General features: G+C 68.5%; 16 protein-coding genes, 1 other RNA gene and 1 riboswitch. Of the genes, 9 read left to right on the forward strand and 8 right to left on the reverse strand.

What is annotated here, in order from left to right; translation table 11 throughout:
• Positions 1-41 precede the first annotated feature (41 nt).
• Positions 42-380 carry a tRNA-binding protein gene (locus OTERR_RS15110; RefSeq protein ID WP_149426272.1) on the forward strand — a complete coding sequence of 113 codons (339 nt, stop codon included), beginning with the start codon at positions 42-44 and terminating at the stop codon, positions 378-380.
• A 73-nt stretch (positions 381-453) separates the two neighbouring features.
• Positions 454-1059: a phosphatase PAP2 family protein gene (locus tag OTERR_RS15115; protein ID WP_149426273.1), complete on the forward strand. Its 606-nt coding sequence runs from the start codon at positions 454-456 to the stop codon at positions 1057-1059.
• 195 nt (positions 1060-1254) lie between these two features.
• On the opposite strand, the gene pepN is transcribed toward OTERR_RS15115, so the two are convergent.
• The 4 genes from pepN to OTERR_RS15135 all read right to left on the reverse strand — a co-directional run bounded on the left by pepN (position 1255) and on the right by OTERR_RS15135 (position 7624).
• Positions 1255-3876, reverse strand: coding sequence for an aminopeptidase N (gene pepN / locus OTERR_RS15120; RefSeq protein ID WP_149426274.1), 2622 nt, complete (start codon positions 3874-3876; stop codon positions 1255-1257).
• A 175-nt stretch (positions 3877-4051) separates the two neighbouring features.
• On the reverse strand, positions 4052-5476 hold the full coding sequence (locus OTERR_RS15125; protein WP_149426275.1) for an MBL fold metallo-hydrolase RNA specificity domain-containing protein: 1425 nt from the start codon (positions 5474-5476) through the stop codon (positions 4052-4054).
• Positions 5477-5630: 154 nt separating this feature from the next.
• Positions 5631-7307, reverse strand: coding sequence for a cation acetate symporter (locus OTERR_RS15130; protein WP_054621904.1), 1677 nt, complete (start codon positions 7305-7307; stop codon positions 5631-5633).
• 2 nt (positions 7308-7309) lie between these two features.
• Complete coding sequence (locus OTERR_RS15135; protein WP_054621903.1) at positions 7310-7624, reverse strand: DUF485 domain-containing protein; 315 nt, start codon at positions 7622-7624, stop codon at positions 7310-7312.
• Between the two features lie 619 nt (positions 7625-8243).
• Here OTERR_RS15135 and OTERR_RS15140 point away from each other — a divergent pair.
• The gene (locus tag OTERR_RS15140) at positions 8244-8483 is read left to right on the forward strand and encodes a hypothetical protein (protein ID WP_149426276.1); all 240 of its coding nucleotides are present in this window, start codon (positions 8244-8246) and stop codon (positions 8481-8483) included.
• 22 nt (positions 8484-8505) lie between these two features.
• Here the strand turns inward: OTERR_RS15140 and OTERR_RS15145 are convergent, their stop codons facing one another.
• The 4 genes from OTERR_RS15145 to OTERR_RS15155 all read right to left on the reverse strand — a co-directional run bounded on the left by OTERR_RS15145 (position 8506) and on the right by OTERR_RS15155 (position 10335).
• Positions 8506-9309, reverse strand: a complete 804-nt coding sequence (locus OTERR_RS15145; RefSeq protein WP_054621901.1) for a sulfite exporter TauE/SafE family protein — start codon at positions 9307-9309, stop codon at positions 8506-8508.
• A 175-nt stretch (positions 9310-9484) separates the two neighbouring features.
• Positions 9485-9661: non-coding RNA, 6S RNA (gene ssrS / locus OTERR_RS16765), on the reverse strand.
• 11 nt (positions 9662-9672) lie between these two features.
• Positions 9673-10065: a cell division protein ZapA gene (locus OTERR_RS15150; protein ID WP_054621900.1), complete on the reverse strand. Its 393-nt coding sequence runs from the start codon at positions 10063-10065 to the stop codon at positions 9673-9675.
• Between the two features lie 72 nt (positions 10066-10137).
• Complete coding sequence (locus OTERR_RS15155) at positions 10138-10335, reverse strand: cell division protein ZapB (protein WP_149426277.1); 198 nt, start codon at positions 10333-10335, stop codon at positions 10138-10140.
• Between the two features lie 172 nt (positions 10336-10507).
• Positions 10508-10733: riboswitch (cobalamin riboswitch) on the forward strand.
• A 137-nt stretch (positions 10734-10870) separates the two neighbouring features.
• On the opposite strand from OTERR_RS15155, the gene OTERR_RS15160 reads away from it, so the two are divergent.
• From OTERR_RS15160 to OTERR_RS15185, 6 genes are all read left to right on the forward strand, one after another.
• On the forward strand, positions 10871-12835 hold the full coding sequence (locus OTERR_RS15160; protein ID WP_187775262.1) for a TonB-dependent receptor family protein: 1965 nt from the start codon (positions 10871-10873) through the stop codon (positions 12833-12835).
• 9 nt (positions 12836-12844) lie between these two features.
• Positions 12845-15034 (forward strand): TonB-dependent receptor, encoded by a 2190-nt coding sequence (locus OTERR_RS15165; protein WP_149426279.1) that lies wholly within the window; start codon positions 12845-12847, stop codon positions 15032-15034.
• A 28-nt stretch (positions 15035-15062) separates the two neighbouring features.
• Positions 15063-16040, forward strand: coding sequence for a FecCD family ABC transporter permease (locus OTERR_RS15170; protein WP_149426280.1), 978 nt, complete (start codon positions 15063-15065; stop codon positions 16038-16040).
• Positions 16037-16807, forward strand: a complete 771-nt coding sequence (locus tag OTERR_RS15175) for an ABC transporter ATP-binding protein (RefSeq protein ID WP_149426281.1) — start codon at positions 16037-16039, stop codon at positions 16805-16807. Before OTERR_RS15170 ends, OTERR_RS15175 begins: the two co-directional genes overlap by 4 nt.
• 160 nt (positions 16808-16967) lie before the next feature.
• Complete coding sequence (gene cobO / locus OTERR_RS15180; protein WP_246154523.1) at positions 16968-17549, forward strand: cob(I)yrinic acid a,c-diamide adenosyltransferase; 582 nt, start codon at positions 16968-16970, stop codon at positions 17547-17549.
• A 232-nt stretch (positions 17550-17781) separates the two neighbouring features.
• Positions 17782-19086, forward strand: coding sequence for a cobyrinic acid a,c-diamide synthase CobB (locus OTERR_RS15185; RefSeq protein ID WP_187775263.1), 1305 nt, complete (start codon positions 17782-17784; stop codon positions 19084-19086).
• Positions 19087-19198: the final 112 nt, after the last annotated feature.

A 19198-nucleotide genomic window follows, 5' to 3' on the forward strand; every position in this document is an offset into this window, starting at 1 on the left:
GCTGCCGCCGCAGGCGGAACAATGCAATACAGGAGCACGCAATGGCAGAGATCACCTGGGACGACTTCATGAAAGTCGAGCTGCGCGTCGGTCGCGTGGTCGGCGCCGAAATCTTCAAGGAAGCGCGCAAACCGGCCTATGTGCTGCAGGTCGATTTCGGGCCGGAGATCGGCCTGAAGAAATCCAGCGCCCAGGTCACCCACCTGTACCGCCCCGAGGATTTGCTCGGCAAGCAGGTGGTGGCGGTGGTGAACTTCCCCAAGAAACAGATCGGCCCCCTCATGTCCGAATGCCTGGTCACCGGCTTTCACAACGAAAACGGCGAAGTGGCCCTGTGCGTGCCGGACAAGCCGGTGCCCCTCGGCACCAAGCTGCTGTAAGGGCCGCCCGCGCCGGCAAGCGGCGCGATCCACCCAATCCACCAGGAACGCCTTGCCACGCCCCCAACCGCCGATGCTCCTGAACTTCCTCTACGACTGGGGTGGCCTCAACCACGCCCTCTTCACCGTCATCAACGGCATTCGCGGGCCGCTGGTGGATGCCCTGATGCTCGCCGGCACCCAGCTCGGCAGCGCCTGGAACGCGGGCTGGATCGCCCTCGGGCTGACGGTGCTGAGCGCCGCCCGCCGCTGGCCGCCCCACCCCGCCCTGGCGTCTCGTCTGCCCGAGGCCCAGGTCACCGTCCGGCTGCTGCTCGCCTTCCTGCTGGCCAGCGCGGCAGCCCTGGTGCTGGTCCTGGGCGCCAAGCACGCCCTCGACATGCCCCGCCCGGCCGAGGCCCTGCCGCCGGGCAGTGTCGCCGTGCTGGCGCCCACCAGCGAGCCCTACAGCCTGCCCAGCGGCCATGCCGCCTTCGCCATGCTGGTGGCGGTGGTGTTCTGGCCCTACTGCCCACGCCGCTGGCGGATCGCCCTGGCCGCAGGCGCCCTGTGGGTGGGCCTCTCACGCATCAGCGTCGGCGCCCACTTTCCCGCCGACGTGGTGGCGGGCTACCTGTGCGGCGGCGCCTGCGCCGCGCTGGCGAGCCGGGCACTGCCCCCGCGCCGGCAGGGGTCATAGCGGAGGCACCCCGCCAAACCCCGCGCCAGTCGGGCATCTCCAGGTAGACACCTCTAGAAACAAGGCGGGGCGCGGATCTCCACTGGTATACCGTGAAGATCCGCGCCCCGCCTTGTGTTCAGCGATGGGCCGGTTTTTCAGGCGACGTTTGTCGGGCGAAACGGCCCCGCGCAAAGGCCCCGAAAACCCCTGGATTCAGCCCAAGGCGCGCATGACGATCTCGCCCACGTCGCGGGACAGGCCCGGGTGGTCGCGCAGGCTTTCCAGGGCGGCCCGGGCATGGGCCTGGCGGCCGGCGTCGAACTTCTTCCAGCGGTCGAAGCAGCGGGCCAGGCGCGAGGCCACCTGGGGATTGCGCGCGTCCAGGGCCTTGATCTGCTCGGCGAAGAAGGCGTAGCCGCTGCCGTCGGCGGCGTGGAAGCGCACCAGGTTGGCGCCGAAGGTGCGCAGCAGGGCGTACACCTTGTTGGGATTGGAGAGGTCGAAGGCCGGATGGGCGGTCAGGCGCTGCACGGTCGCTAGGGTGTCGGGCAGGCGGCTGCCGGCCTGCACCGCCAGCCACTTGTCGACGACCAGGGCCTCGCCCTGCCAGCGCTGGTAGAAGTCGGCCAGGGCCGCCTCGCGGGCCGGGCGGGCGGCGGCGTTGGCATTGGCCAGGGCCGCCAGGGCGGCGAACTGGTCGGTCATGTTGTCGGCGCCGGCGTACTGGTCCTGGGCGCGCTGGCGCTCGGCCGGGGCGTCGCGTTCGAGCAGGTAGCCCAGGCAGACGTTGCGTAGCGCCCGGCGGCCGGCCTGGTCGGCGCTCGGCGCGTAGGGGCCGGTGGGCGCCAGGGCGGCATAGGCGGCGGCGAACTCGGCGTGCAGGGCCTCGGCCAGGTGGCGACGCAGGCCGTTGCGGGCGGCGTGCAGGGCGTCCGGGTTCACCTCGTCGAGCAACTCGGCCAGGGTGGCTTCGCCGGGCAGGGTGAGGGCTTCGGCGACAAAGGCGGCGCCTCGGGCTTCATAACCGGTCAACAGCGTCCGGGCGGCGGCGGTGAAGCTTTCCGGCCAGACCGGGGCGCGGCCGGCGGCGATGGCGGCGGTGGCCTCCAGGATCAGGCCGGTGGCCAGGCGCTGGCCGGCTTCCCAGGCATTGAAGGGATCGGACTCGGCCGCCAGCAGCAGGGTCAGCTCGGCCGGGGTGTAGGGGTAGTCGAGCAGCACCGGGGCGGAGAAGTCGCGCAGCAGCGAGGGCACCGGGGCGCTGGCCACGTTATCGAAGGCGAAGGTCTGGGTGGTCTCGGTGAGCAGCAGGGTGCGGCTGTGGCCTTCCAACTCCTGGCCTTGGGCGTCGAACAGGGCGACCCGGATCGGGATCAGGTAGGGCGCGTTGTCGCTGGCCTTGGGGTTGGCCTGGGTGAAGGTCAGGGTGTAGCGGCGGGCCTGGGCGTCGTAGGCGGAGGCGGCGGTGACCCGTGGGGTGCCCGGTTCCCGATACCAGCGCATGAACTGGGTGAAGTCGAAGCCGGAGGCGGCGCTCATGGCGGCGACGAAGTCGTCGCAGGTCACCGCCTGGCCGTCGTGGCGGCGGAAGTACTCGTCCATGCCGGCGCGGAAAGCCTCGCGGCCGATCAGGGTCTGGATCATGCGCACCACCTCGGCGCCCTTTTCATAGACGGTGGCGGTGTAGAAGTTGTTGATCTCGATGTAGGAGGCCGGGCGCACCGGGTGGGCCATGGGGCCGGCGTCCTCGGGGAACTGGGCGGCGCGCAGGCCGCGCACTTCGCGGATGCGGGCCACGTCCCGGTTGTGAGTGTCGGCGCCGAACTCCTGGTCGCGGAAGACGGTGAGGCCCTCTTTCAGGGAGAGCTGGAACCAGTCGCGGCAGGTGACCCGGTTGCCGGTCCAGTTGTGGAAGTACTCGTGGGCCACCACCCGGTCGATGTTCTCGAAATCCACGTCGGTGGCCACGTCGGGGCGGGCCAGCACGTACTTGGTGTTGAAGATGTTGAGGCCCTTGTTCTCCATGGCTCCCATGTTGAAGTCGCCCACGGCGACGATCATGTAGTGGTCCAGGTCGCATTCCAGGCCGAAGCGGCGCTCGTCCCAGGCCATCGACTTCTTCAGCGCTTCCATGGCGTGGGGGCACTGGTCGAGCTTGCCCGGCTCGACGTAGATGGCCAATTGCACGGTGCGGCCGGAGGCGGTGGCGAAGGTGTCGCGCAGCACGTCGAGCTTGGCGGCGACCATGGCGAACAGGTAGCAGGGCTTCTTGAACGGGTCTTCCCAGGTGGCGTAGTGGCGACCGTCCGCCTCGTCGCCCTGGCCCACCGGGTTGCCGTTGGCGAGCAGCACCGGGTAGGCGGCCTTGTCGGCATGCAGGGTGACAGTGAAGCGGGCCATCACGTCGGGCCGGTCGGCAAACCAGGTGATGCGGCGGAAGCCCTGGGCCTCGCACTGGGTGAAGTAGCCGTCCTTGGAGCGGTAGAAGCCGGACAGCTGGGTGTTTGCGTCGGGCTGGATGCGCACCTTGGTGCGCAGGGTGAAGCGCGCCGGCACGGTGGCGATGGTGAGGGTCTCGGCGTCAATCCGGTAGGCGCTGGCCGGCAGGACCTGGCCGTCGACGGCCACCTCCAGGGTTTCCAGTTCCTCGCCGTCGAGGACCAGGGGCGGGTTCGTTGCTGCGGCGGCGGTTCCGGCGTTGCGCACGCAGGCCAGGGTGGCGGTGACCACCGTGCCGTCGGCGCGGAGGTCCACGTCCAGGTGCACGGTATCGATCAGGTAGGCCGGCGGGGTGTAGTCGGCCAGCAGGATGGGGGCGGGGGTTTCGCTGCGCATGGGGGAGTTCCTGTGGGAGAGGGCGCGCGACCGGGCAAGCTCACCGGACGGCGGGCGCCCGGGGCACGGCGGAACCGTGCGCCGGGGCGCGGAGGACGTGGTTATTTTACTCGGCGCAGCGGGCAAGGACAGGGCACGGCCGCCTGCCCGCCCCACTCGCCCCCGGCGCCAGCCCTCAACAGAGGAAGCTGGTGCCGCGCTCGGGGATGGTGACGTGCTTCCAGCCGAGCCGGTTGCGCATCGCCTCGGCCAGTTTGTTCGAGGCATCCGGCTCGCCGTGCACCACGAAAACCTTTTCCGGCGGGCTGGCAAAGCCGCCCAGCCAGGTGAGCAGGCCGCTCTGGTCGGCATGGGCGGACAGGCCGCCGACGGTGTGCACCGACGCATTGACCGGGACTTCGCGGCCGAACAGGCGCACGGTCCTGGCCTTTTCCACCAGCTGGCGGCCCGTGGTGCCGCGCGCCTGGAAACCGGTGATGATCACCGCGTTCTGCTGGTGCGGCAGGTTGTTGTAGAGGTGGTGCACCACCCGGCCGCCTTCGCACATGCCGCTGGCGGAGATGATGATGGCGCCGCCGCGGATCAGGTTGAGGGACTTGGACTCCTCGACGTCGCTGACCAGGCGCAGGCGCAGGGCCTCGGGATGGGCCTCGTGCCAGGCGAGCATGTCCTGGGCTTCCTCTTCCAGGGCATCGCGGAAGTGGGCGGTGAGCTGGGTCACCGCCGTGGCCATGGGCGAATCGATGAAGACGTTGAGGTGGGGCAGGCGCTTGATGCGCACCAGTTCGGCGAGCAGCAGCAGCACCTCCTGGGTGCGGCCCACGGCGAAGGCGGGAATGACGATGTTGCCGCCGTGGCGCAGGGTATGGGTGACCACCTCGACCATCTCGTCCCGGGTCTGCTCCATGGTCTTGTGCAGGCGGTCGCCGTAGGTGGACTCGACCACCAGCACGTCGGCATGGGGGATCAACTCCGGGGCCGGCATCATGAACGGGCCCGAGGGACCGATATCGCCGGAAAACACCAGGCGGCGGGTCTTGCTCGGCGTCACCTGGTCGATCGCCACGTCGATCACGGCGATGGCCGCGCCGAGGATGTGGCCGGCGTTGTGGAAGCGCACCAGGATGCCGGGCACGGGCTGGAAGGTCAGCCCGTAGTTGAAGGGCCGCACCTGCTGTAGCGTCGTCTGCACCTCGTCCATGCCGTACAGCACGGTGGGCAGTTCGCCGTGCCAGCGGCCCTTTTCCAGGCGGCGTTCGGCCCGCTCCCGGTCGGCGGTCTGCAGGTGGGCGGAATCGGGCAGCAGGATCTTGAGCAGCTCCAAGCTGGCGGCGGTGGTGTAGATCGGCCCGCGAAACCCTGCCGCGCACAGGCGCGGCAGCAGGCCGCTGTGGTCGAGGTGGGCGTGGGTGAGAACGACGAAATCGAGGCTGGCCGGATCGAAGGCGAAACCCTGCTCGTTCTTGTCATGGGCATCGCGGCCCCCCTGGAACAGGCCGCAATCCACCAGGAAACGGCGCCGCTCTCCGGCCACCACGCCTTCGCACAGGTATTGGGAACCGGTGACCTCCCCCGCCGCGCCGAGAAATCTGATCTGCATCGTCCTGCTCCTCGTTGGAATCCCATGAATACCTGGGGCAGGCTATGCCCACCCCCGATGAGTTTCAAGAGGCAGCCCCCGGGAGACGGCCCGCCGCAAACAAAAACGCCCCGGCATAACCAGGGCGTTTTTGGTGCGACAGGGACTGCAGCGGTCAGTGATTCGACGCGGCAGCGGCCCCCAGACCCGTCTGGGCACGCACGTACTGGTCGGCGAAGCGTTCCTTCTCTTCCTTGGCGCGCACGCTGGAATCGGTGACCGAACCCAGCCAGGCGAAGAAGAAGGCCACCGGCATGGAGAACAGGGCCGGCTGGTCGTAGGGGAAGAGGGGCGCGGCATTGCCGAGCACCGCCACCCACACGGACTTGGACAGCACCACCAGGGTCACCGCAGTGGCCAGGCCGATGTAGCCGCCGAGCAGGGCGCCGCGGGTGGTGAGGCCCTTCCAGTACATGGACAGGATCAGCACCGGGAAGTTGGCCGAGGCGGCGATGCCGAAGGCCAGGCCGACCATGAACGCCACGTTCTGCTTTTCGAACAGGATGCTCAGGGTCACGCCGATCACGCCCAACACCAGGGTGGCGAACTTGGAGACGCGGATTTCGGTCTTCTCCGAGGCCTTGCCCTTCATGATCACCCGGGCGTACAGGTCATGGGAGATGGCCGAGGCACCGGCCAGGGCCAGGCCCGAGACCACCGCCAGGATGGTGGCGAAGGCCACGGCGGCGAGGAAGCCGAGCAGCAGGTTGCCGCCCACGGCCTTGGCCAGGTGCATGGCGATCATGTTGCCACCGCCCACCACCTTACCGCCGATGCTGCCACCCTCGAAGAACTGGGGATCGGTGCCGACGATGATGATGGCGGTCATGCCCATCAGGAAGATGACGTTGAAGAAGTAGGCGATGAAGCCGGAGGCGTAGAGCACCGACTTGCGGGCTTCCTTGGCGTCGGTCACGGTGAAGAAGCGCATCAGGATGTGGGGCAGGCCGGCGGTGCCGAACATCAGGCCCAGGCTCATCGAGATGGCGGTGATCGGATCGGCCAGCAGGCTGCCGGGGAACATCAGCTTGGCGCCGTTCTTGTGCACTTCCATGGCCTTGTTGACCAGGGTTTCATAGGAGAAACCGAACTTGCTCATGGCCAGCAGCATCACCAGGGTGCCGCCCGCAAGCAGCATGCAGGCCTTGATGATCTGCACCCAGGTGGTGGCGATCATGCCGCCGACGGTGACGTAGACCATCATCAGGGCCCCCACCACCAGCACGGCGGTGGTGTATTCCAGGCCGAACAGCAGCTTGATCAGCTGGCCGGCGCCCACCATCTGGGCGATCAGGTAGAAGCACACCACGATCAGGGACGACACGGCGGCCATGGTGCGCACCTTGCCCTGGTCGAGCCGGTACGAGGTGATGTCGGCGAAGGTGAAGCGGCCCAGGTTGCGCAGGCGCTCTGCCATCAGGAACAGGATCAGGGGCCAGCCGACGAAGAAGGCGGTCATGTACACGTAGCCGTCGAAGCCCTGGGCGTAGACCATGGCGGTCAGACCGAGCAGGGTGGCTGCGGACATGTAGTCACCGGCGATCGCCAGGCCGTTCTGGAAGCCGGTGATGCCGCCGCCGGCAGTGTAGAAGTCGGCCGCCGACTTGGTGCGGTTGGCCGCCCAGTAGGTGATGCCCAGGGTCATCAGCACGAAGACGAAGAACATGCCGATGGCGTGAAGATTGAGCGGCTGCTTCTCGGTCACCGCCTCGACGGCGGGACCGGCCACGGCCAGGCCGCTGGCGATACAGGAGCCGAGCAGCAGGGAGAGGCGGGAGAAAAGTCGGGTCATGGTCACTGCTCCTGGGCCTTGCGGACGATGTCCGAGGTCATCTCGTCGAATTCGCCGTTGGCGCGCTTCACGTAGATCGCGGTCAGCACCCAGAACAGCACGAAGATGGCAAAGCCCCCGGCCATGCCCACGGTCACCACCGAATCGGCGGACAGCCGCGCGCCGAGCAATTCCGGCGTGAAGGCCACCAGCATGATGAAGCCGTAGAAAAGGACAAAAACCACTGCCGACAGCAGCCAGGCAAAACGGCTGCGGCTGGCGACCAGCTGATGGAACTGCGGATTGTTGCGGATACGTTCGTAGACCTGCGTGGTCATGACGTCACCTCCCCTGTTATTGCGTCTGATAAATGCGATGCTGCACCGCACTTATAACATATACAAGAGTTGCCGTGCACACATAATTATTGATTTCGTAATCAATGTCGCAAAAACACAACGGCCGCTATTCCAGCTGTAGGGAACGAATCCTGTAGTTACAGGGCGCAAATAAATCAAAAAGTAATTTGTTTTACCTATCGTAAATTTTATGCACCGCAGCGATTCCGGAGGTTCGGCACCCCGGCAGGGCTCCTGTTCCGTCACGGCGACAGCGGTGGCCAAGCCTTACCACCCGTCCCCGCGCCATGGCCCGTCCGATCCGCCCCGCGGCGGTCCGCCACGTCCCTCAGCTGGTGGCGCCCTGCGCCCTTCCCCCCCGTGACGGAAAGCGGCCCAGCCGTGCGCGAGGCAGGACTGGGCCACAAGATGCCCGGAGGCGGGCAGACAAAAAGAAACGTCCTGGGCAGCAGGGCAGCCAAGGACGTCCGGAGGAGCATAAAAGCCCCCAGCGGGGGCCGTTTTTCAGGCGCTGGGCCGCCAGGGCACCCTTGCCCTGGGTCTTCCGCCGCTGCTTCTTCATCGGCATGAGCGCCCATCTGGCCTGGCGCGGCTGATCATGGCCGGTGGACGGAGCGACGGCTCCCAGGATGCCCTGGAGTGCGCCGCCGCCCTCCTCGATGAGGTGCAGCCCCGCCTGATCGCCCTGGAGGCCCTGGCCGCCCTGATAGCGGACGCCGGCAACGCGGAGGAGGTCCGATCCCCGCCTCTTACTCTGCTTTACGTCAGCCGCGGGCTGGCCGAAAAAGCCGACGCCGCCCGGGCGCTGATCGGCACGCGGGCGGCGTCGCAGGAGTAGCAGCCGGACGCGCCGGCGGGGCTCAACTCGTCAGCAGGCTGTGCAGCATCTTGGTGGCGAGCAGGGCGAGGAAGCCACCGAAGGCGCGCTTCAACTGCTTCACCGGCAGCTTGTGGGCCAGCTTGGCCCCCAGGGGTGCCACCAGCACACTCATGGCGACGATGCCGATCAGGGCCGGCAGGTAGATGTAGCCGAGATGGCCCGCCGGCAGGTTGTGGTCGTCGGCACCGGCAACGATGTAGCCGATCATACCGGCCAGGGCGATGGGAAAGCCCAGGGCCGACGAGGTGCCCACCGCCTGGTGGATGGCCACGTTGCAGAAGAGCATGAAGGGAATCGACAGGAAGCCGCCGCCGGCCGCCACCAGGCTGGAGACGATGCCGATGCCGGTGCCCACCAGGAACAGGCCGACGCGGCCGGGCAGCTGGCGGTGGGGCTTCGGCTTGAAGTCCAGCATCATCTGGGCCGAGGCGTAATAAACGATCACGGTGAACGCCATGACCAGGGGCCGGGTCGGCACCAGGCCGGACAACAGGGAGCCGCCGAAGGTGCCGAGCACCAGGCCCGGGGCCAGGGTGGTGACGATGTCCCAGCGCACCGCGCCGTGCTTGTGGTGGGCGCGCATGCTGGAAATGGAGGTGAACACGATGGTAGCCATGGAGGTGCCCAGGGCCAGGTGCATGACGTGCTCCGCCGGGAAGCCCTGGGCCTGGAACAGCATGAACAGGATCGGCACCAGGGTCAGGCCGCCGCCGACGCCGAACAGGCCGGCGATGAAGCCGGCAAAAATGCCGAGGAGGGGATAGCTCAACAGCCACCAGTCCATGACGGGTCCTTTGGTATTGGGGATACGTTAGTCGTTGGTTTTATGCGTATGGAGCCGGGCGCTGGGCTCCCTGGCCGCTCCTTCGAGGCATCGATAGCGGCGCGGGCAGGGCCAGAAAAGGAAACGGCGCGGTGAAATCGCCTTGCAGCGATCCAGCGCGCCGTGCCCAGTCTTACAGGCCCCCGCAGATGTCGTTTCGGCCGGCATCTCGAACCCGGAGGTTCAGAGTGGTCGCTTACCGACCGGCGTCTGGTACGTCGCAAGGACGCGCACTTTGCCGGCACTGGATGGGCAACCTAAGCCCATACTTGGTTCAGAGAATGTATGGCCGTCGCGGGCACCGCAGGGGACACCCGGCGGAGGTTAGAACAGGGAGTCGGACCGAGGGGCTGTCGCTTCGCTGGAAGCGTCTGCCTTGCCCCGGAGCGCCTCATCCAGTTTGGCCTCCATGGCGCCGATTCTACGCTGAAAGTCAGGGGTGTCAAAACCCTCTTGAGCCTCTGCCGCCGGGGCATCTCCCGCCTGGGGGGCGGAGGCGGAACGACGTAGGGCGAGCAGGTCGTGGGCCAGGTTGAGGGCCGCCATCACCGCCACCCGCTCGGCACCGCCGGAACGGGTGCGGGCGGTGATTTGCTTGACCTGCTCATCCACCAGGGCGACCGCCGCCAGCAGTGCCTCGCGCTCCTCGGGAGGACAGGCGACCCGGTATTCCCGGCCGAGGAGTTGCACGTCGAGAAAATTGGACTCGGCGCTCATGGTCGTAGACCTTTGCAGGAAAGTTCGAAGGGAGGGAGAAAAAAAGAAGGGCCGGGCAGGGCGGCGGGGCCGTTACTTGTCTTCGGGCACCCGGGCGAGCAGCGTCTCCACCCTGCTCCGGGCGGCCGCCATGCGGGCCGTCAAATCGGCGTTGCGCGCTTCCGCCGCCGCCAGCTGGGCCTTGAGGGCGGCGTTTTCGCCGCGCAGGGCCTGACACAGGCCGACCACTTGGTCGACCTTGCTTTCGAGGGTGGCGAGCTGGTTCTCCATGGCGCGCACTATAGAGGCGCAAACTCTTCCCGGTCAAGGAGTAAGCGCCGGATTTGAAGGTGTTTTGTGGATTATCGCCTCCCGTTCCCGCCTTGCCCCTACGGCCGTCACCGGGGTATCCTCCGCCCCTCGCCGTTGCCCGGTTCCAGGTCGCTCACCGACCCCTGCCGGCGCATTCGGCCCCTTGCCAGGTGCTGCGCGCGACCCCATCGCCGCGGTTAAACGGGAAACAGGTGCGCACGACTCCCCGAGTCCGCCAGGCCTGTGCTGCCCCCGCAACGGTAAGCGAGTAGGTGCCCCCTCATGCCACTGGGCTTATGCCTGGGAAGGCGGGACGCCACCCCGGAGATTCCTCCGGTCTCGCAAGCCCGGATACCGGCCTGTCAGGGACACAAGCGGAAGTGCTGCGGGAGGCGGCATGGCGTGTGGACTCCCCGGCGCCGCCGCCTTGTCCCCGCCTGACATCTCCCCGGTACTGCATCAGAACCGGCCACAGCCTGCGGGGACGCTCGCGGTGGCACAAGGGAGTCCCTCCATGTCCAGCACCATCCTGCGGGCCGCCGTTTGCGCCCTGCCCGCCTGTTTGCTCCTGCCTGCATCCCATCTCCGCGCCGAAGAAGTCATGGCGCCGGTGGTCGTCACCGCCACCCGCTTCGCCGACCCGGATCCGCGCATTCCGGCCAACATCAGCGTCATCACCCGGGACGACATCCGCACCACGCCGGCCCTCAACCTGCCCGATTTGCTGGCCACCCGGGCCGGCGTCAACGTCAGCCCCATGTATGGCCCCCTGGGCATCGATGCGACGGTGGATATCGGTGGTTTCGGCGTCACAGCCACCAGCAACACCCTGATCCTGGTCGACGGCCAACGTCTCAATCCCATCGACTCAGCCAACCTGATCTGGGCCGCACTCCCGCTAGAAAGTATCGAGCGCATCGAAATCATGCGCGGCTCCGGCACCGTGCTGTACGGTGACCGGGCAACCAGCGGGGTGATCAACATCATCACCGACAAGTCGGGGAAACCCCGCGCTTCCGCAACCGCCACCGTCGGCAGCTACGGCTATCGGGGACTGGATGCCAGCGTTGCCACCGGCAACGAGCACGCCTACTTCAACCTGTTCGCCCGCTACGCCGACAGCGACGGCTACCGGCGCAACAACTGGCAGAACCAGCAGGCCGCCAGCGGCCGGGCCGGCCTCAAGCTGGAGCGGGGCGAAGTCTTCACTGACTACGCCGTCTACAAGGAAGCCTCCGGCCTGCCAGGAGCCTTGACCCAGCCTCAGTTCCAGGCCAATCCGCGCAACGCATCGACGCTCTTCGACAACCAGTGGAAAGAAGGCTATCGCCTACGCCCGGGCATAACCTATGCCCTCACTGACACCGTGACTGTCGAGGGCGAAATTGCCAGTGAGCACCAGGATGTAAAAAGTACGTTCGTGGACTACGGTGGCGCCAGCAATCGGGTGCGCGACACCCTAGCCTTCACCCCCCGGCTGCGCTGGAGCCACGGCCTGGGCTCCCTGGCCAGTGTGACGGTGGCCGGCCTGGATCACTACGACGGCACCGTATCTGCGACCAACCGGGGATCGGCCAACCAGTGGGCGCACCAGACCAGTACCGCCTACTACCTGCAAAACGTCACGAACCTGACCCAGCAGCTGAGCCTGACCATGGGAGGACGTAGCCAGAGCATGAGCCAATCGGCCAATCAGGCTGAATTTGGGCTCCAATCTGCCATGGCGGGCCGGTCCAATCGCACCCGCAACGCTTACGACATCGGCCTGGCCTACGCTCAGGACGCCTGGCGGGTGTACGGCAAGACCGGTACCACGTTCCGCTTTGCCAACATCGACGAATTGTTCGGCAACCCCTTTGGCACCACTCCGTTCTTCGCCGGCAACATCCACCCCCAGCACGGCACCATCCAGGAGGTGGGCGGCAGCCTGAAACTAGGCGCCTGGAGCACCAAGCTGTCCTTCTCCCGCCTCGATCTGACCGATGAAATCGGCTACGACCCGAGCAACTACACCAACACCAACTTCAAGCCTACCCGGCGTGACAGCGCCAACTTTGAACTCGAGTGGAAAGCCAGCGACCGCTGGAACAACCGCTTCACCTACACCTACCTGGACGCCACTTTCCGCAGCGGCGCCAACGCCGGCAAGACCGTGCCCCTGGCCCCCCGGGACCAGGCGACGCTGCAGAGCACCTGGAAGGGGGGAGCCTGGGGCACCTATTCGCTGGCGGCGCGCTACGTCGGCAACCGTCGTCTGGACGGCGACTTTGCCAACCAGCAAAGCTGGCTGGCCGGGTACTTCACCGCCGACTTGCAGGGGTCCTGGACGGTGCAGAAGGTGACACTGACCGCCAAGCTGCTCAACGCCCTGGACAAGAAGTACTCGCCCTACGCTTACTTTCAAGCCTACGACAGCACCATTAACTACTACCCCGCCGACGGCCGTACCGCCTACGTCTCGGCCCGCTACGACTTCTAAGACCGCTTCATGAGCCGCCCCACCCCAACCTCCCTGGCCGCCCTCTCCTCCCTTGGCCTGGCGGCCGGATGCGCCATCGGCCCGATCGCCCCGGTCTGGGCCGATGAAGCCGAGCTGGCTCCGGTCACCGTCACCGCCTCCCGGGCGCCGGTGCGCCTCGACCATGCCACCGGGCAGATCGAAGTCGTCACCCGGGAAGAGATCGAGGCGCGCAACCCCGGCCGCCTGACCGACATCCTCAACCTGCTGCCCGGGGTGTTCACCTCTCCGGGCAAGGGGATGCTGCAACCGAGCCCGGGGTTCGCCCTGCGCGGCATGCCCGACGACCGTCGCACCCTGGTGCTGGTGGACGGCCTGCCCCTCAACGACGGCTATTCCGGCAGTTCCAGCCTGGGCGGCCTGTCGCCGGACCTGGTGGATCAGGCCGAGGTGCTCTACGGGCCGATGTCGTCCCTGTACGGCGGCAACGCCATGGGCGGGGTGATCAACTTCGTCACGCGCATGCCGACCAAGACCGAGTTCAAGCTGCGCGCCGGTTACGGCAACCCCTTCGAGGCCGGCAAGGCCCCGGAAGGCGTGCGGAAGGTTTTCGGCTCCGCCGGAACCCGGCTGGACAACGGGCTATCCCTGCTGATCACCGCCAACTGGGCCGCCACCGACGGCTACAAGAGCGACTGGGTGACCTCCACCGCCAACACCAACGGCGCCCGCTACATGACCGGCAAGGACGGCAAGCCCGGCTACCTCTACGGCAAGAAGGGCGACAACACCTGGGACGAGGACGGTGCCGCGATAAAGCTGGAGCAGCGCCTCTCCGACGGCAGCCGTTGGCGGCTGGGCTGGCAGCGCCAACGCTACGACTACGGCTACGACCGCAGCCCGGAAACCTATCTGCGTAAGCCGGGCGGCCTACCGGACTACGGTTCCACCCCATCCCTGTTTGCCGGCGGAAACGGTGGTTTTGAACGCAATCTCTTCCACGCAGGCTTCGACACCGACCTGGGCATCGGCCGCCTCAACGTGCTGGCGAGCTACAACAACGTGGTCAGCAACTACTACGTGACGCCCACGGGCAACGTCAGCGGCGGCGCGGGACGCATCTCAGACTCCCCCGCGCAGAGCGCCTCCCTGGACGCCTACTGGACGGCCCCCCTGGGCCGGCACGTCCTGACCACCGGCGTCGCCCTGCGCCGTGACGACGCCGACAACAAGGACTACAGCCTGTCCAACTGGACCAACCCGGGCAGCAAGACCAGCCTCTATGCCCAAGCCTCGGGGCGCACCACCCTGATCGCCGCCTACGCCCAGGACGAGTGGAGCATCACCGACCGGCTCACCGCCCAGCTCGGCGCCCGCTACGACTATTGGAAGAACGAGGACGGCAGCATCCGTACTCCGGGCTGGCCGGCGGCCAGCCAGATCAACGCGGATTACGCCAGCCGCTCCGCCTCGGCCCTGAGCCCCAAGGCCGGCCTGGCCTTCAAGGCCAGCGACAGCCTCAGCCTGCGCGCCTCGGCCGGTTCGGCCTTCCGCGCCCCGAGCATCTACGACCTGTACCGCACCACCCGGGTCACCTACAACATCATGGCCAACCCCGAGCTCAAACCGGAAAAGGTGCGCACCTGGGAAGTGGGCGCCGACTGGAAGCCCTGGCAAGGGGGCGAGGCCAAGCTGACCTACTTCGAGAACGACCTGCGCGACCTGGTCTACGTGCGCGGCTCCTCCGGCACGCGCTACCGGGACAACCTGGAGCGGGCCGAAAGCCGCGGCGTCACCGTCTCCCTGGCGCAGCGCTTCTCCGTCGCCGGCTTCGACAGCCGGGCCTTCGCCAGCGTCACCTACACCGACAGCGCGGTGAAGGAAAACAGCCACGCGCCGGCCTCGGTTGGCAAGCAGCTGACCTTCCTGCCCAAGAAGCAGGCCACGGTAGGCCTCGAAACCCGGCGCGGGGCCTGGACCCTGGCCACCTCGGGGCGCTACGCCAGCAAGCAGTACGCCACCGACGACAACAGCGATGTCGCCACCAACGTCTATGGCGTTTACGATGCGTACTTTGTCGTCGATGCCAAGGTCGCCTACCGCATCGACCGCAACGTGTCGGTGTCGCTGGCTATCGACAACCTGACCAACCGCGACTACTTCTCCCTCTACCCGGCAACCGGCCGCAGCTGGTTCGCCGCCGTGGCCCTGGATTATTGAGCCAGCGCCGCCCTCCCGCCGACCTGCCATGCCCACCCGCCGCCGCGCCCTGCTCGCCCTCGCCTGCCTGCTTCTACTCGCCCTCGCCAGCTTCGCCCTGGCCCTGGGCCTGGGCAGTGTGGCGGTGGATGGCCGGGACGTGCTGGCGGCACTGAGCGGCAGCGACTCCCCCGGGGCCGAGATCGTGCGCGCCCTGCGCCTGCCCCGGGCCATCGCCGGGTTTGCCTGCGGCGGGCTGCTCGCCCTGGCCGGAGCGCTGATGCAGGTACTGCTGCGCAACCCCCTGGCCGACCCTTACGTGCTGGGCATTTCCGGCGGTGCCGGGGTCGGGGCGCTGACCGCCATCCTGCTCGGCCTGTCGGTGCTCGGCCTGACCAGCTTTGCCTTCTGCGGCGCCATGGGCGCCATGCTGCTGGTCTTCGGCCTGGCCCGGGGTGACGGCAGCTGGACCCAGACCCGGCTGCTGCTCACCGGGGTGATCGTCGCCGCCGGCTGCGGCGCCCTCGTGGCCCTGATGCTCACCATCGCGCCCGAATCCAAGCTGCGCGGCATGCTCTTCTGGCTGATGGGCGATCTCTCCCAGGCCGCCCATCCCTGGCTGCCGGCCCTCGCCCTGGGCGTCTGCCTGGCGGCGGCCCTGCCCTTCGCCCGGGAGCTCAACCTGCTCGCCCGGGGCCTGCTCCAGGCCCAGGCCATGGGGGTGTCGGTGCCCGTGGTGCGGCGCCTGATCTACGCCGTGGCCTCCCTGGCCACCGCCGTGGCGGTGACCTCGGCCGGTTCCATCGGCTTCGTCGGCCTGGTGGTGCCCCACCTGGCCCGCCTCGCCCTGGGCAACGACCAGCGCCTGCTGCTGCCGGCCTCGGTACTGGCCGGCGGCAGCCTGCTGGTGCTGGCCGATACCGCCGCCCGCACCATGGTGGCGCCGCTGCAATTGCCGGTGGGGGTCCTCACCGCCCTGATTGGCGTGCCGGTCTTCCTCTTCCTGCTGACGAGGCAACCGAAATGAGCGCCCCCCTGCTGGAAACCCGGGGCCTGACGGTGACCGTGGGCGAGCACACCGTGACCCGGGATCTCGACCTGCGCCTGGCCCGCGGCGAACGGCTGGCCATTCTCGGCCGCAACGGTGCCGGCAAATCCACCCTGCTGGCCACCCTGGCCGGGCTGCGCCCCGCCGCCGGCGGCGAAGTCCGTCTCGACGACCGCCCCTACCCGGCCCTGAGCGCCCGGGAGGCCGCCCTGCGGCGTGGCTGGTTGGCCCAGACCGCCCCCGACCCGTTCGCCACCACCGTGCTGGAAACGGCCCTGACCGGCCGTCACCCCCACCTGGGCCGCTGGGAGTGGGAGTCCGCCGCCGATGCGACCCTGGCCCGGGCCGCCCTGGCCAAGGTCGGCCTGGGCGGTTTCGACCAGCGCCAGGTGGCGACCCTCTCCGGCGGCGAGCGCCAGCGCCTCGGCCTGGCCACCCTGCTCACCCAGGCGCCGTCCCTGTACCTGCTCGACGAACCCCTCGCCCACCTGGACCTCAACCACCAGATCGCCAGCCTGGAACTGCTCGCCCGCCAGGCCGAAGCGGGGGCCGGGGTGGTGATGGTGCTGCACGACCCGGGCCTGGCCGCGCGCTACTGCGACCGGGCCCTGCTGGTGTTCGGCGACGGCACCGTGACGCAAGGCCCCTGCGACCAGGTGCTGACCGCCCGCACCCTGTCCTGCCTGTACGGCTACCCGCTCAAGGAGCTGGCCGACGGCGGCCGACGCTGGTTCGTGCCGGCCTGACGCCCGTTCAACCACCACTCCAGAGCGGCACCAGCCGCCATCGCCTCCCCGAAGGACCCCCATGAGCGACACCCAGACGCCCCCCTCCGCCGATTCCATTGCTTCCATCGGTTCCATCGATTCCACCGACGCCGGCCGGGACGCCCGCCACATCGCCCGCATGCAGCGCAAGAAGGACGTGGTGGATGCCAAGATCGCCGCTGCCCAGGACGAGCGCGGCGTGCTGGTGGTCAACACCGGCAACGGCAAGGGCAAGTCCTCCGCCGCCTTCGGCGTGGTCGCCCGGGCCCTCGGCCACGACTTCTCGGTGGCAGTGGTGCAGTTCGTCAAGAGCCGTTCCGACACCGGCGAAGAGGGCTTCTACCGCAAGGTCGCCGACCTCTGCCCCGGCCAGCTCACCTGGCACGTGATGGGCGAGGGCTTCACCTGGGAAACCCAGGACCCGGCCCGGGACGCCAAGGCCGCCCAGGCCGCCTGGACCCTGGCGCGCCAGTACCTGCGCGACCCCGGCGTGGACCTGGTGGTGCTCGACGAACTGACCTACGCCTTCAAGTACGGCTGGCTGGCCCTGGACGAGGTGCTCGCCGACCTGGCCGCCCGCCCGGCCCTGCAGCACGTGGTGATCACCGGCCGGGCCGCGCCCGAAGGGCTGGTGGCCGCTGCCGACACGGTCACCGAGATGACCCTGGTCAAGCATGCCTTCAAGGCCGGGGTGAAGGCCATGCCCGGCGTGGAGTTCTGACCCGGCCGGGCCCCGGCGCGCGGCCCATGGCGCGGGATCGCCGGCCGTCCCGGCGCCCCGACGTGCGCTCCCCATGGCCGCATACGGATCACCCCCCATCGCCAAACCCTAGCAGGGACGGGCATCTTCACGATGCATGTCCGAATAACAAGGCCTGGCGCGGCTCTCCAGCCATGTCCTTTGTAGAGCCACTATCCATGCGGGTTTCCAGCCACCCACTTTCGCTTTCGCCATGACCGCCCCCCTTTCCGTCCCCGCCCTGTTGATCGCCGCCCCCGCCTCGGGCCAGGGCAAGACCACCATCACCGCCGCCCTGGCCCGGCTGCACGCCCGCCAGGGCCGCCGGGTGCGGGTGTTCAAGTGCGGCCCGGACTTCCTCGATCCCCAGATCCACCAGGTGGCCAGCGGCGCCCCCTGCGAGAACATCGACTTCCGCATGTGCGGCGAGGCCGACGCCCGCTGGCGCCTGGCCCGGGCCGCCCGGGAGGCGGACCTGATCCTGGTCGAAGGGGTGATGGGCCTGCACGACGGCGAGCCCTCCGCCGCCGAGCTGGCCCGGCGCCTCGGCCTGCCGGTGCTGCTGGTGCTGGACGCCGCCGCCATGGCCGGGTCCTTCGGCGCCGTGGCCTGGGGGCTCAAGCACTACCGGGCCGACCAGGGCGGCGGCGCGCCGATTTCCGCCGTGCTGGCCAACCGGGTCGGCAGCGCCTACCACGGCGAACTGTGCCGCAAGACCCTGCCCGAAGACATCGCCTGGGTCGGCGCCCTGCCCCGGGACGCCGAAATGGCCCTGCCGGAGCGCCACCTGGGCCTCTTGCCGGCCGCCGAGATCGCCGGGCTGGACACCTGCCTGGAACGCCTCGCCGACCTGCTCGCTGACACCCCGGCGGCCGACCTGCCGCCGCCGGTGGCCATTGCCGACGCCCCTCCGCCCGCGGTGCCGCCGCTGCTGGCCGGACGCACCATCGCGGTGGCCGCCGATGCCGCCTTCTGCTTCGCCTACCCGGCCAACCGGGAATGCCTGATGGCCCTGGGCGCCACCCTGGTGGACTTCTCCCCCCTGCACGACGCCGCCCTGCCCCCCTGCGACGCGGTGTGGCTGCCCGGCGGCTACCCGGAACTGCACGGCCCGGCGCTCACCACCAACCGGGCCATGGCCGCGGCGCTTTCCACCCACGTCGGCGCGGGCAAGCCGCTCCTGGCCGAATGCGGCGGGATGATGGCCTGCTTCGAGCAAATCGTGACGGTGGACGGCGAACGCCACCAAGGCTTCGCCCTGCTGCCCGGCGAGAGCGCCATGCAGCGCAAGCTCTCCGCCCTGGGCATGCAGCAGGCCGAGCTGCCGGAAGGCCGCCTCACCGGCCACACCTTCCACTACTCGCGCAGCACCACGCCCCTGACACCGCTCACCCAGGCCGAGCGCCCCGACGGGCGCCCGGGGGAGCCGGTGTACCGGGTCGGCAGCCTGACCGCCTCGTACGTGCACTGGTATTTCCCGGCCAACCCGGCGGCGGTGGCCCGGCTGCTCGGCGCCTGAGGCGAAATCGCCGACAGCCCCACCAGCAGCCCGCACGGCCAACCCCGGGCAATTCCATTGGCATCGACAGAAACCACAGGTTTGCCATTCCCGGGTGCGGCAAGTACCCTTT

Origin of the sequence: Oryzomicrobium terrae (genome assembly GCF_008274805.1) — a bacterium.
Classification (GTDB): domain Bacteria; phylum Pseudomonadota; class Gammaproteobacteria; order Burkholderiales; family Rhodocyclaceae; genus Oryzomicrobium; species Oryzomicrobium terrae.

Coding starts and splice junctions, on each gene's coding strand:
- OTERR_RS15135 (WP_054621903.1), bottom strand. CDS start 7,624: ATGACCACGCAGGTCTACGAACGTATCCGCAACAATCCGCAGTTCCAT.
- OTERR_RS15165 (WP_149426279.1), top strand. CDS start 12,845: ATGAGCCGCCCCACCCCAACCTCCCTGGCCGCCCTCTCCTCCCTTGGC.
- OTERR_RS15125 (WP_149426275.1), bottom strand. CDS start 5,476: ATGCAGATCAGATTTCTCGGCGCGGCGGGGGAGGTCACCGGTTCCCAA.
- OTERR_RS15110 (WP_149426272.1), top strand. CDS start 42: ATGGCAGAGATCACCTGGGACGACTTCATGAAAGTCGAGCTGCGCGTC.
- OTERR_RS15170 (WP_149426280.1), top strand. CDS start 15,063: ATGCCCACCCGCCGCCGCGCCCTGCTCGCCCTCGCCTGCCTGCTTCTA.
- OTERR_RS15145 (WP_054621901.1), bottom strand. CDS start 9,309: ATGGACTGGTGGCTGTTGAGCTATCCCCTCCTCGGCATTTTTGCCGGC.
- OTERR_RS15160 (WP_187775262.1), top strand. CDS start 10,871: ATGTCCAGCACCATCCTGCGGGCCGCCGTTTGCGCCCTGCCCGCCTGT.
- OTERR_RS15130 (WP_054621904.1), bottom strand. CDS start 7,307: ATGACCCGACTTTTCTCCCGCCTCTCCCTGCTGCTCGGCTCCTGTATC.
- OTERR_RS15175 (WP_149426281.1), top strand. CDS start 16,037: ATGAGCGCCCCCCTGCTGGAAACCCGGGGCCTGACGGTGACCGTGGGC.
- OTERR_RS15185 (WP_187775263.1), top strand. CDS start 17,782: ATGACCGCCCCCCTTTCCGTCCCCGCCCTGTTGATCGCCGCCCCCGCC.
- pepN (WP_149426274.1), bottom strand. CDS start 3,876: ATGCGCAGCGAAACCCCCGCCCCCATCCTGCTGGCCGACTACACCCCG.
- OTERR_RS15140 (WP_149426276.1), top strand. CDS start 8,244: ATGGCCGGTGGACGGAGCGACGGCTCCCAGGATGCCCTGGAGTGCGCC.
- cobO (WP_246154523.1), top strand. CDS start 16,968: ATGCAGCGCAAGAAGGACGTGGTGGATGCCAAGATCGCCGCTGCCCAG.
- OTERR_RS15155 (WP_149426277.1), bottom strand. CDS start 10,335: ATGGAGAACCAGCTCGCCACCCTCGAAAGCAAGGTCGACCAAGTGGTC.
- OTERR_RS15150 (WP_054621900.1), bottom strand. CDS start 10,065: ATGAGCGCCGAGTCCAATTTTCTCGACGTGCAACTCCTCGGCCGGGAA.
- OTERR_RS15115 (WP_149426273.1), top strand. CDS start 454: ATGCTCCTGAACTTCCTCTACGACTGGGGTGGCCTCAACCACGCCCTC.